The following is a 12,556-nucleotide window of genomic DNA, read 5'->3' as shown; positions in this document are numbered from 1 at the left end:
AATGCAGGAGCGGGTTGAACCCGGCGACCTGGAGGTATGCCTCCTTCCGGACAATCGCCGCACACGCGAGGAAGCCGAGAACCACTGGACCGGGCAGCCCGGGGGATGTCCGAGGGGGCTGGTCGTCATCAGTTTGTTGACGGGATCGTCACGGTTGTCGGTGCCGACGAGCGTACGACCCGCTACGAGGCCCAGCCGTGGACAAGAGTCGAATATCCGCTCGGCTTCGCCGAGTGCGTCACCGGCCCACCACGAGTCGTCGTCGCTGAACGCGATATACGGGGTCCGGGCGATCGCGACGCCGAGGTTGCGCGCTGCCGCCCCGAGATTGCGGGACAGCCGGATGACCTTCACATCCGGGAAGGTCTCCGCTCGACTTACGGTGTCATCATCGGAAGCGTTGTCCAGCACCACGATCGCCGGGCGCGGACGTAATGCCCGCAACTCGGTCAAGGTACGGGTCAACTCGCGGGCGCGGTTCCTCGTCGCGATGACGACCGTGGGCTTCGGCTCGCCATGGGCCGCGCTCACGCCGGCCGGCCCGCGAGCGGTTCGTTACGCAGATACCCGCGGGAGGAGTCGTCGTCCGGGTGCGACGCATCGGGCCGGGAACCGGGACTCCACGCCCTATCGCGGGGTGTCACGGCAGCCGCGAGAGCGTCGTCCACTCGGCACATGCTCGAGACATCCGCCGCCGTTGTCTGTCCGTGAACAAAACCGGCCCACCCGGTCACAGGTACACGCATGCTCCGTGCCTACCCGGTGCGCACCACACCAATCCCGGCCGCCGCGGTCTTGCGGCAGACACCGCGGCGGCCGCCGTCCGGCGACGATGCGACATGGGCGAGAAGCGCCGGTTCTCACGGCCTGCGCCCGGCCGGGTTTGATCCGGTGTGAGCAGGCAAGAGCTACCGACATGGCCGATACGATGAACCAGCTCAGAGTTTTGCTCTGGCATGTCCACGGCGCACGGACAACGTCGTTCGTCCGAGGTCGACACCGCTACCTCATCCCGGTGGAGCAAGGCGGCAGGCCGTGGGGTCGTGGCCGGGACGGCCGCGACCTGCCGTCCGCCGACGAGGTGCCCGCCGGCGAACTGCGCGAAACCGAGCCGGACGTCGTCGTGCTCCAGTGCCCGGAGGAAATCGACCCCACCGAACGATGGCTCGGCCGGCATCCGGGCACCGACATTCCGGCGGTCTACGTCGAGCACAACACCCCGCGCGCGGGCGCGGCCACCACCAGGCACCCGCCGGCCGACCGCACCGATATCCCGATCGTGCACGTGACACACTTCAACGATCTGATGTGGGACAACGGGCGAGCACCCACCCGGGTCGTGCCGCACGGCGTGGTGGACCCCGGAGCGCTCTATACCGGAGAAGTGCCCCACGGCGTCGCGTTGATCAACGAGCCGATGCGTCGCGGACGAATCACCGGTACCGATCTGCTCCCCGCCTTCGCGACAGCCGGGCCGGTCGATGTCTACGGTATCGGAGCGGACGGGTTCCCGCTCGACGAGTCCACCACGCATCCCGTTCGCGAGATCGGCGACTTCGAACAGGCCGTCCCGCATTCCGAAATAGCGCGTAGACGGGTATATCTGCACACCGCGCGGTGGACCTCGCTCGGGCCGTCTCTGCTCGAGGCCATGCACTTGGCTTGGCCATGCCGGTGCCGGTCCTGGCGACCACCGAGGCCGTCGGCGCGGTACCACCGGAAGCCGGTGCGGGCTCTGCCGATATCTCGGTGCTCACCGCGAAGTTCCGCGAATTCCTCCGCGAACCCGATCTGGCGGTCCTCGCCGGGAAGGCGGGACGGCAGCTCGCGCTGGAACACTATGGCCTCGGCGCCTTCCTGCGCCGGTGGGATTCCCTGCTCGCCGAGATCACCGAACGAACGAGCACATCGGATCGGAAGGCCGAATCACGAAGATCGCGATGGCGTGGGAACGTGCACTGGTGACCGGCGGCTGCGGGTTCATCGGATCGCATTTGTGTGAGCAGTTACTCGATACGGGAACAGCAGTGGTCGCCCTCGACAACTTCGCCACATCCACCCCGGACAACGTCGCCACACTCGTGGACCGGCCCGGCTTCGAGATGGTGTGCCACGACGTCACCGAGCGCTTTCCCCTGTTGGGCTCGGTCGATGTCGTCTTTCATCTCGCGTCGGCCGCGTCCCCGCCGGACTACCTGCGATTGCCGATCGAGACACTGCGCGCCGGTTCCCTCGGGACCGCCAACGCCCTTGAACTCGCCGAGCGGAACCGAGCCCGATTCGTGCTGGCGTCGACGAGCGAGGTGTACGGCGACCCCGCGGTCCACCCGCAGCCCGAGAGCTACTGGGGTCATGTCAATCCGGTCGGCCCGCGCAGCGTCTACGACGAGGCGAAGCGGTATGCCGAGGCATTGACCATGGCGTACCGCCGAGAACGGGGCGTGAACACCGGGATCGCCCGGATTTTCAACACCTACGGCCCCCGTATGCGTGCCGACGACGGCCGAATGGTGCCCACCTTCATCGCCCAGGCGCTGTCGGCCGCACCGCTGACCATAGCGGGCAGCGGCGAGCAGACCCGCTCGCTCTGCTATGTCGAAGACACCCGTGCGCGGTCTGTGCGCGCTGGCGTGCACCGACCACCCCGGACCGGTCAACATCGGCAACCCGCATGAACTGTCCGTGCTACGCCTCGCGGAGGAAATCCGCTCGGCGATCGGAAGCCGCTCCACGGTGGAATACATCGACGGTGCGATAGACGATCCGAAGCGCCGCTGCCCGGACATTTCCTTCGCCCGACGCGAACTGGGTTGGCAGCCGTGGGTCGGCAGGGCCGAGGGCCTGCGCCGCACGATCGACTGGTTCGCGGCACACGCCACGTCGGTGGAGAAGTTGATGCGTTGAGTAACGATGCCGGGCGTGTCTGCCGGGCGTGTCGGTTTGGCGCTTACTTCGGCGGGTAGCGCGCCCAACATCAGTGGGCAGAGCCCGTGCTCCGAGTGGAAAGGCGGCCCGGTGCGCATTTTAGGTGTGAACGCAGTCTTCCACGACCCCGCTGCCGCGGTGATCGTGGACGGTGAGATCGTCGCGGCCGCGGAGGAGGAGCGATTCACGCGCCGTAAGCACGGCAAGCGGCCGGTGCCGTTCTCCGCCTGGGAGATGCCCGAGCAGGCCGCCGCGTGGTGCCTGGAGCGAGCGGGCATACGGCCCGACCAACTCGATGCGGTGGGCTACTCCTACGACCCCGCCCTGGTCGACCATTCTCTCGGCGGTCTCGATCGGGGAAGCGAGGAGACCCGCACCGACTACGCCCGCAGGGCACCCGCTTTCCTCCGGGCCGTGCTGCCCGGCCTCGATCCCACGATCGTGCGCTTCGTCCGGCATCACGTGGCGCACGCGGCATCGGCAGCGCTCGCGGCGCCGTGGGGCGACTCGGCGGTGCTGGTGGCCGACGGCCGCGGCGAAAGCCAGTCCTACCTCGCCGGCGAATACCGGGACGGCAAGTTCGTCGAACTCGCCGCACAGCGACTGCCGCATTCCCTCGGCCTGATGTACGAGGATCTCACCGAACACCTCGGGTTCACCCGAGCCGGCGACGAATACAAGGTGATGGCCCTCGCCTCCTATGGCACGCCACGGTTCCTCGACCGGTTCCGAGAACTCGTCTATTCCACCGACGACGGTGGTTTCCGAACCGAGCCGGTGGACTGATCGCGCTTCGCGCCCGCGGTGACCGGCGGTGACCTCGGACCGGACCACGCCGACCTCGCCGCGAGTGTCCAACGGCGACTCGAGGAGGTACTGCTGGGACTGGCATCCTGGCTGCACCGTCGGACCGGACACTCGAACCTCGCGCTCGCCGGTGGTATCGCACTCGACTGTGTGGCCAACACCCGGCTGCATGCCGAAGGTCCCTATGAACGGATCTGGGTCCAGCCCGCGGCGGGTGACGCGGGGACCGCGCTGGGCGCCGCGCTGCAATTGGCCGCGGAATTCGGCGAGCGTGCCGCCCCGATGCGCGGGACCGACCTCGGTCGCGAGTGGACCGACGGAGAGTTGGCGGCTGTTCTGCGTGCGGCCGAAATCGGGTACACGCGGCCGGCGGATATCGCGACCGAGGTGGCGAAGGCGCTGGCGGAGGATCAGGTGGTCGCCTGGTTCCAGGGCCGTGCCGAATTCGGTCCGCGCGCACTCGGGCATCGATCGCTGCTCGCGCACCCCGGCCGGTCGGCGAACCTCGAACGCCTCAACGCGGTGAAGGGCAGGGAACGATTTCGTCCGGTCGCACCGATGGTGTTGGCCGACCGGGCGGCCGAGATCTTCGGCCGTGGCCCGTTGCCCAGCCCGTACATGCTGTTCGTCCACGACGTCACACCCCGGTGGCGGACACGGATCCCGGCGGTGACACATGTGGACGGCACCGCGCGGGTGCAAACTGTCGATTCCGCGGACGAACCCGTATTGGCGAGGATGCTGTCGGAGTTCGACAGGCGCACCGGCCTGCCCGTGGTGGTCAATACGAGCCTGAATACCGCGGGCAGGCCGATGGTCGATTCGCCTCGCGACGCGCTCGAGTGTTTCGGTTCCGCACCGATCGATCTGCTGGCCATCGGTCCGTTCCTGGTGCGGCGCACATGAGCGACCACATCGTGGACTACAGCGTGGTGATCCCGACCACCGGTCGGGACAGCCTCCGAGTGCTGCTCGAGGCGCTCGCCGCCGCCGCGGGCCTCGAGCCCCGGGAAATCATCGTGGTGGACGACCGCCCCGAGGGCGGGGAATTACCGCTGCCGAGGATTCTGTCGCGGGTCCAGGTGATTCGCTCGGGTGGCCGTGGACCGGCGGCGGCGAGGAATGCCGGGTGGTGGTACGCCACGGGCTCCTGGATCGCCTTCCTGGACGACGATGTGCTCACCGCGCCGGATTGGCCGGCCCGCCTGGCCGACGACCTGCGCGGTGTGGACGAGAACACGGCAGCGTCCACGGCCCGCATCGAGGTCCCGCTGCCGGCGCACCGTCGCCCGACCGATGACGAGCGGGGGACCGCCGGGCTGGCCACCGCACGCTGGATCACCGCGGACATGGCCTACCGTCGGTCCGCACTTGCCGCGGTCGGCGGCTTCGACGAGCGCTTCCCGAGGGCCTTTCGCGAGGACGCCGATCTGGCGATGCGAGTCGGCCTCGCCGGCTACACCATAGTGCGCGGAGACCGGGTCACCGTACATCCGCCCCGCGCCGCGGGGCCGATGGCCAGTGTGCGAGCACAGCGCGGGAACGCCGATAACGCCTTGATGCGGCGCAAGTACGGCGCGCACTGGCGCCGGCGCATTGGCGAACCCAACCGGCGTTTCCCCCGCCATGTGCTCACCACGGCGGTGGGTGCGGCGGCCATGGCGCTCGGTGTGGCCGGGTGGAAGCGTGGCGCCCTCGGATTCGCTGCAGTATGGGCGACGCTCACCGGCGAATTCGCCGTGCGCCGGATCATGCCCGGGCCGCGCACACCCGGCGAAATCGCGCGGATGACAGCGACCAGCGTACTCATCCCCCCAGCCGCGTGCTGGCACCGGTTGCGCGGCGAACTGCACCACCGCCACGCGACCCCGCTCACACCGGTGTCCGACCGGGGCGGCCCTGTGGGAGCTGCCGCCCGGGACCGGTCCGTCGCGGCGGTGAGATCGCGCTGATCCCCGTGGGTTGCGGTTATTCGACATCACACCTGGTCTCCGCCGCCCGACACGAGAACGAAGGGATGCGATGCGAATACTCGCCAATACCTCGCTCACCGGTGGTGCTTCGGGATTCGGTGCGGCGGGGGTCGATGCCCGCGGTCCCTCGGTCCGGGTACCGGCAACGGTCCGGGCGCTTATCGGTTGCGGACCGGGAGAGGACTCGTGGCCCTGAGCGGCTCGGTTCTCGTGCTCCGCGCGTTGGGGCTCGGCGACCTGCTCACCGCGGTACCCGCGTTGCGTGCGCTGAAGAGCGCATGCCCGGACGACCGTGTGGTGCTCGCCGCGCCGGAATCGCTCGGCGAGCTCGTGGACCTCATCGACGCGGTCGACGAGCTGCTACCGACCCCGGGGCTCGGTGCGCTCCGATGGTTGGGCGAGTCGCCGAGGCTGGCGGTCAACCTGCACGGCACGGGGCCGGAAAGTATCCGTGATCTGCTGGCGTCGAGCCCGGGTACGCTGCTGACCCACCGCCATTCGGCTTTCCCCGACCAACCCGGCCTCGACTGGCGTGAAGATGTGCACGAGGTAGATCGCTGGTGCCGGCTGCTGGAGTACGGAGGGATCGCAACCGATCGAACGGCGCTCCTGCTGCCCGCTCCGCCAGGGCCTGTCCCGGAGTCGAACGCGATTGTCATCCACCCCGGCGCGGCCTATCCCGCACGGCGCTGGCCGTTCGAACGTTTCGCGCGAGTGGCGCGGGAACTGGGTGCCGACGGCCGGCGGGTGGTGATCACCGGTTCGCACTCGGAGATATCACTGGCGAACGCGGTCGCCGCCCGAGCCGGGCTGCCGTCCTCGGCGGTGTACGCGGGACGCATCGGTCTGGTGGAACTTGCCGCACTGGTGGCCGACGCGGCACTGGTCGTATGCGGCGACACCGGCGTAGGACATCTCGCGACGGCCTTCGGCACGCCGTCGGTATTGCTGTTCGGTCCCACGCCTCCTCGCGTGTGGGGGCCGCCGGCCACTGCGAAACACCATGTCGTGCTGTGGGCCGGGAAGGTCGGCGATCCGCATGCGGACCGTCCGGACCCAGGGCTGCTCGAGGTGCGAACCGAGCGCGTGCTCACCGCCGCGGTCGAAGTGATCGGAAAGCGAGGTCACCATGGGTAGTCGTGTCGGTGTGATCGGTGCCGGATACGTGGGACTCACCAGTGCTGCTTGCCTGGCCCACCTGGGACACCACGTGACCGCCAGCATGCCATGATGCTGCGCAAGATCCGTCGCGCGGTCACCGGTTCGGTCGACGGCTCCCTGGCGGGCCTCGGGATCGGCGTGCTCGGCCTCACGTTCAAGGCCGGCACCGGCGACCTGCGCGATTCCCCCGCCGTCGCGGTCGCGCGGCAACTCTGTTACCACGGCGCCACGGTCACCGCCTACGACCCGTGCGTCCCCGGGAGCACGCCGGGCCTCGACCCGATTCGGGTGGTCGACGACCCGTATGCGGTCGCGAGGGACGCGGCCGCGATCGTGATCCTCACCGAGTGGCCCGAGTTCCGTGCGCTCGACTGGGTGAGGCTCGGAACCGACGCCGGCCGGGCCGTGGTCGTGGACACTCGCAACCTGCTCGACAAGCACGTGCTGAGCCATATCGGCTTCGCCTGGGTGGGTAACGGCATCGGTACCGAGGCTCCTGTAGCGGCTCGTGAGTGGGACCACCGAAACGGACGTCGGTAGCCGACCCGATGCGGTGCGAAGCCGAGATGGCGCGACGACTCGGTAGAGTTTCCTCGACTGTCCCGAATGTTGTGCCGACGAACCTCGAGAGCCGATACGGGAGACTTCGATGCTTTTGTATCAGTTGGTGATGTGGCTGCCCGGCGTCGGCTCATCCGAATCCGGATAGTGCGTTCTTCTACTCGACCACCAATACCGTCACACACGGAATTCGGATCACCATGAAATTCGGGCGACGTACATTCCTGTGCAGTGTGGGTATGGCCGGTGCATCCCTCATGGCATCGGCGCCGAGTGGGTGCGGTAACGCCGATGATGCGTTGACATTCTTCTTCCAGGCCAATCCGGATGAGACCGAGGGGCGTGCGCGGGTCATCGACGAGTTCACCCGCAGACATCCGGACATCAAGGTCCGCGCGGTGTTGGCGGGACCGGATCCGGTGCAGCAGATGCTGACCTTCTGCGCGGGAGGCAAGTGCCCGGATGTGCTGATGGCCTGGGAGCAGACCTATGCCTGTTTGGCCGACCGGGGGGTGCTGCTCGATCTGAACACGATGCTCGACAGGGACTCGGCCTTCGCCGGTGAACTGAAAGCCGAGAGCATCGCGGCGCTCTACGACACATTCACCCTCGACGGAAGGCAATACGCTCTCCCCGAACAGTGGTCGGGAAACTTTCTCTTCTACAACAAGAAGCTCTTCACCGAAGTCGGACCGAAACCACCCGGGCGATGGGACGCCGCGTGGAGTTTCGCTGAATTCCTCGAGGTGACCAGAACACTGACCAAACGTGACCGAGCGGGCGCGGTGACACAATGGGGACTCGTCGATACGTGGGTGCCGTACTATTCGGCCGGGTTGTTCGGTATGAACAACGGCGTCGAATGGACGAGCCCGCGAACCCGTCCGACCCATTGCAATTTCGCCGACGCCGCGTTTATCGAGGGGGTTCAGTTCTACGCGGATCTGGCCAACAGGTACCGCGTGTCGCCGACCCCGACCGACCAGCAGTCGATCTCGACGATGGAACTGTTCTCGCAAGGCAAGGCGGCGCTCGCCATGGGCGGACACTGGCGGTACAGAACATTCTCCGACGCCGATGACCTCGACTTCGATGTCACGGCGCTGCCCGCCGGGCCGAAAGGCCATGGGGCGCGTTCGAACATCGGCACAACCGGCCTTGCCATCGCGGCCGACAGCCCGCGCAAAGAACAGGCCTGGGAGTTCGTGAAGTTCGCCACCGGACCGGCCGGGCAGGCCGTCATCGCCGAATCCGGCCTTTTCGTCCCGGTCCTGAAGTCGGCGGTGAACTCGGGCGGATTCGCCGCAGCGCACCCGAAGATGGAAAATCTCGAGATCCTCACCGAGGGACCGGCATACTCGGGTCCGCTCCCGGTCACGCCCGCGTGGCCCCGGATCGATGCCCTGATGGACCGCTACTTCGGCCCGGTCCTCCGGGGCGCCACATCGGCGGCATCGCTCGAGAACAGACTCTCTCACGACACGGATGAGGTGCTGTGCAATCAATGACCGTCACCGGAGAACCCGCCCTCGAGAAACCCGTCGTACCGGAATCCGCCGGTTCTCGGAACCGGACCGCGCTCGCGAAGCGGCAAGCCGGAGCCGCGCGAGTTTTCGTCGCACCGAACCTGCTCGCGGTGGCATTGTTCATGGTGTTTCCACTGGGGTTTTCGCTGTATCTGAGCTTCCAGCGGTGGGACATGTTCGGCCCGTTGCGTTTCGCCGGACTGGAAAACTTCCGCCGGCTGCTCACCGGGGATCCCCTTTTCCTCATCGCGTTGCGCAACACCGTCGTCTTCACCGTGGGAACCCTGATACCGACCGTGGTGATCGGCCTCGCGATCGCCGCGACACTGAACCGGAGAATCAGGGGGATCGGTATCTTCCGGACCGTGCTGTTCCTGCCGTTGGCGGTATCGAGCGTGGTGATGGCCGTGGTCTGGCGATTCGTATTCGACACCAACAACGGGCTGCTCAACATTATGATCGGTTGGCTCGGCATCGGCCCCGTCCCCTGGCTGGTCGACCCGAGGTGGGCAATGGTTTCGCTGTGCGTCGTCAGTATCTGGAGAAGCGTTCCGTTTGCCACCGTCGTCCTGCTCGCCGCCATGCAAGGTGTGCCGGAAAGTCTTTACGAAGCGGCGAAGATCGACGGGGCCGGGGAGATACAGCGCTTCTTCTCGATTACCCTGCCGTTGATCCGGGGTGCCCTGTCATTCGTCCTCGTTGTCTCCGTCATCAACTCGGTCCAGGCGTTCGACCAGGTCTATGTCCTCACCGGGGGCCACGGCGGCCCCGAGACGGGAACATACGTCTTCGGCATCATGATCTTCCAGAACGCCTTCGCGTTCGGTGATGTCGGCTACGCGTCCGCCATCGCCTGGGTGATCTTCGTGATCCTGCTGGCCCTGACCGTCGCGCAACTGCGGTTCACGCGCAAGAATTCCCCGGAGGGATGATGTCGGTGTCGGGTTGGCGATGGAGAAAGCGCGGTCTCGTTCGCGCCGGCGCACTCTACGCCGCGCTGATCGCCATGGCATGGTGCGCCCTGTTCCCGATTCTGTGGGCGCTGTCGGGCTCTCTGAAGAAGGAATCGGAAGTCACTTCACCGACTCTGATTCCGCCCCGGCCGCAATGGTCGAATTACACCACGGTGTTTCAGCTGATGCCGTTCGGGCGGATGTTCGCCAACACGCTTCTGTATGCCGGATGCATTACGGCCGGCCAGGTGTTCTTCTGCTCGCTGGCCGGATACGCATTCGCCCGACTCCCATTCACCGGTCGCGACGTCCTGTTCGTGGCCTACCTGGCCACGCTCATGGTGCCGCTGACCGTGACCGTCGTTCCACAGTTCATTCTCATGCGCGTCTTCGGCTGGACGGACACACCGTGGGCGCTGATTGTGCCCGGGCTGTTCGGCAGCGCTTTCGGCACCTATATGATGCGGCAGTTCTTCCGCACACTCCCCGCCGAGCTCGAGGAAGCCGCCATACTCGACGGCTGCTCACCCTGGCAGATCTACCGGCGAATACTGCTACCCCACGCCAGGCCGGCCGTCATGGTGCTGGCCGTCCTCACGTGGGTCAATGTGTGGAACGATTTCCTGTGGCCATTGGTGATGATTCAACGCAAAGATATTTCCACCGTCACCCTCGGCCTGGTCTGGATGCAAGGGCAGTACGTCTCGAAATGGCCGGTACTGATGGCCGCATCAACGCTGATCATACTGCCGATGCTGGTCGTCTACGCCATCGCGCAGAAGGCATTCGTCCGTGGCATCGCCATGTCCGGCTTCGGCGGACGATAACCTTCGCTCACACCGCCCCGAATGTCACGGCCGGCGGACAACGATTCAGGCCACCGTTCAGGGCCTGGTGTGTTTGTAGATCACGCCGCCCTTCATCACGAAGTCGACCTTGCCGGTAAGGGTTATATCGGTGAACGGGTCGCCGGGCATGGCGATCAGGTCGGCGATTTTGCCTTCGTCGACCACACCCAGTTCCTCGAGGCCGAGCAGTTCGGCCGCCACGCTGGTCGCCGCCTTCAGTGCACGCAGCGGAGTGATGCCGGTCGAGACCAGCATCGGGAATTCCTTCCAGTTCTCCGCGTGGGGGAACATGCCGGCGTCGGTGCCGAACGCAACCTCGACTTTGCTCGTGGCCACACGTTCGGCGCCATCGAGCAGCTGGTCGTGATACTTGCGGAACTTTCTGCGTTTGTGGCCCGGCCGCGAGCTCTGCCTGCCGGTCGCACTCACACCTCATCGCATCGAGTCCTGGTTCCGGGGCTTCTCATTGTGGTGTGGTGGTTTCGGGGACGTGGCGGTGGCCGTCGTTGTGGTCCTGCCACAGGCGGTAGACGTCGATTGCTGCGTCGTGGGGTTCGTAGCGCATGGGCAGGCCTCGCTGATCCCAGGACTTGGCGAACTCGTCATAGAAGCTGCTCAACTGGAAGTACTTGCGGTCGTCGACGTAATACGGCTCATACGCCTCGCGAGTGGCGAGGAAGACGACTTCGTCGGGCGAGCAATAGTACAGCGCTCCTAAGCACATCGGGCACGGATGGGCAAGGATATAGATGGTGGCGCCGATCAACTCCTCGGAGCCGAGTTTGGTGCAGGCCTCACGGATGGCCAGTATCTCCGCGTGGGCGATGGGATCGTTGGTCTGAGCCACGATGTTCGCGCTTTCGGCCACGACCGCGCCGTCCTTGACGATGACGGCTGCGAAGGGCCGCCCACCTTTGGTGACGTTGTCGCGGGCCATGTCGATGGTGCGTTGCGCGAAGTCCATAACGGGTTCCTCTCTTGTCTCGACAAACTGGACCGAGCCGACACGCGCCGAAGTGGAACACGAGCGTGAGCGGCCCCGGCCACACTCTGCGGCGAGGATTTGGAGGCCGCCGCGGCCAGGACCACTGGGGTGGACGAGTCCCCTTTGTCAGCATGTAGGGGTTGTCGGCGTGTAGGGGTCGAGCACCCATTCGCGGGTGCCGGCGAGTGCCGGGAAGGCTCGCTGATGGGGGAGGAACTCGCCGCCGTCCGGGAAGCATGAGGCGGGATCGACGACGCGGCCATCATAACCAGCCGATTGGTCTGTCGCAGGTCACGCGATGCACCACCAGAATCGTGTCCGCGACAACCACGCGGGAAACGCCCCGTACCGCCCGACTACAGAGACGTTTCCTGAGGTGTGCGGACGAATCGCGGCAGCGGCGCCGACTGTACGTATCCCCGACCGGGATCGCCGAAGACCGCACCCGGCACTCGGGGAGAACGATGCCGGGTCGGTTGCGTCGCGGTGGGGGCGTGGTCGAGCGTGTCGATGATGTGGTCGGCGGTGCCGGTGACCCGGATATCGCGCACCCCGGTGGGTGAGGGGTCGAAGGTGCTGATACGGGTGTGGCCGCGCCAGGACGCGATGCGGATGAGGTTGGGTTGGTGGTGTCGCGGATCTGGAACAGTCCGGTAATCGGGGGAACCGGGTGTATGCGCCAACGCGCGGCGCCCGGCCGGTGTCGGCCTGCCGCCATGCGGCGACATCGGTGCCGGCGGCGTCGGCTCGGTCGATCCAGTCCTCGAGCAGGTCGCCACCGCCGAATCCGCACATGCCGAACAGGTGCGTCGCGTTC

At 66.6% G+C, this 12,556-nt stretch carries 10 protein-coding genes and 4 pseudogenes; 10 read left to right on the top strand and 4 right to left on the bottom strand.

Annotation, left to right across the window (positions count from 1 at the left end):
* Positions 1–183: 183 nt before the first annotated feature.
* Positions 184–531: pseudogene (locus ON20_RS38915) on the bottom strand (glycosyltransferase family 2 protein); the annotation flags it as partial.
* A gap of 385 nt (positions 532–916) precedes the next feature.
* On the opposite strand from ON20_RS38915, the pseudogene ON20_RS14715 reads away from it, so the two are divergent.
* From ON20_RS14715 to ON20_RS14675, 10 genes and pseudogenes are all read left to right on the top strand, one after another.
* Positions 917–1,965, top strand: a pseudogene (locus tag ON20_RS14715) (glycosyltransferase).
* A pseudogene (locus ON20_RS14710) lies at positions 1,941–2,904 on the top strand (UDP-glucuronic acid decarboxylase family protein). The pseudogenes ON20_RS14715 and ON20_RS14710 overlap by 25 nt, the downstream one beginning before the upstream one ends.
* 111 nt (positions 2,905–3,015) lie before the next feature.
* Positions 3,016–4,638: pseudogene (locus tag ON20_RS14705) on the top strand (carbamoyltransferase family protein).
* Complete coding sequence (locus tag ON20_RS14700) at positions 4,635–5,684, top strand: glycosyltransferase family 2 protein (protein ID WP_051162485.1); 1,050 nt, start codon at positions 4,635–4,637, stop codon at positions 5,682–5,684. Before ON20_RS14705 ends, ON20_RS14700 begins: the two are co-directional and overlap by 4 nt.
* Positions 5,685–5,891: 207 nt before the next feature.
* Entirely contained in the window at positions 5,892–6,842 is a 951-nt protein-coding gene (locus tag ON20_RS14695) for a glycosyltransferase family 9 protein (protein ID WP_040836105.1), read from the top strand.
* A complete protein-coding gene (locus tag ON20_RS40585; RefSeq protein ID WP_083864927.1) occupies positions 6,835–6,936 on the top strand; it encodes an NAD-binding protein in 102 nt (33 codons plus the stop codon). Before ON20_RS14695 ends, ON20_RS40585 begins: the two co-directional genes overlap by 8 nt.
* Positions 6,933–7,406: a UDP binding domain-containing protein gene (locus ON20_RS14690; protein ID WP_051162483.1), complete on the top strand. Its 474-nt coding sequence runs from the start codon at positions 6,933–6,935 to the stop codon at positions 7,404–7,406. The genes ON20_RS40585 and ON20_RS14690 overlap by 4 nt, the downstream gene beginning before the upstream one ends.
* 221 nt (positions 7,407–7,627) lie before the next feature.
* A complete protein-coding gene (locus ON20_RS14685) occupies positions 7,628–8,935 on the top strand; it encodes an ABC transporter substrate-binding protein (RefSeq protein WP_040836103.1) in 1,308 nt (435 codons plus the stop codon).
* Entirely contained in the window at positions 8,932–9,885 is a 954-nt protein-coding gene (locus ON20_RS14680; RefSeq protein ID WP_083864926.1) for a carbohydrate ABC transporter permease, read from the top strand. The genes ON20_RS14685 and ON20_RS14680 overlap by 4 nt, the downstream gene beginning before the upstream one ends.
* Before the next feature lie 5 nt (positions 9,886–9,890).
* On the top strand, positions 9,891–10,733 hold the full coding sequence (locus ON20_RS14675) for a carbohydrate ABC transporter permease (RefSeq protein ID WP_438803410.1): 843 nt from the start codon (positions 9,891–9,893) through the stop codon (positions 10,731–10,733).
* A gap of 57 nt (positions 10,734–10,790) precedes the next feature.
* On the opposite strand, the gene ON20_RS14670 is transcribed toward ON20_RS14675, so the two are convergent.
* The 3 genes from ON20_RS14670 to ON20_RS14660 form a co-directional block, all read right to left on the bottom strand.
* Complete coding sequence (locus ON20_RS14670; protein ID WP_040836101.1) at positions 10,791–11,183, bottom strand: amidohydrolase family protein; 393 nt, start codon at positions 11,181–11,183, stop codon at positions 10,791–10,793.
* Positions 11,184–11,217: 34 nt separating this feature from the next.
* On the bottom strand, positions 11,218–11,718 hold the full coding sequence (locus tag ON20_RS14665; RefSeq protein WP_040836099.1) for a nucleoside deaminase: 501 nt from the start codon (positions 11,716–11,718) through the stop codon (positions 11,218–11,220).
* A gap of 377 nt (positions 11,719–12,095) precedes the next feature.
* A complete protein-coding gene (locus tag ON20_RS14660) occupies positions 12,096–12,467 on the bottom strand; it encodes a hypothetical protein (protein WP_040836097.1) in 372 nt (123 codons plus the stop codon).
* Positions 12,468–12,556 lie beyond the last annotated feature (89 nt).

Source organism: Nocardia brevicatena NBRC 12119 (genome assembly GCF_000308495.1).
Lineage (GTDB): Bacteria > Actinomycetota > Actinomycetes > Mycobacteriales > Mycobacteriaceae > Nocardia > Nocardia brevicatena.
This window is presented reverse-complemented; position numbering and strand designations above follow the sequence as displayed.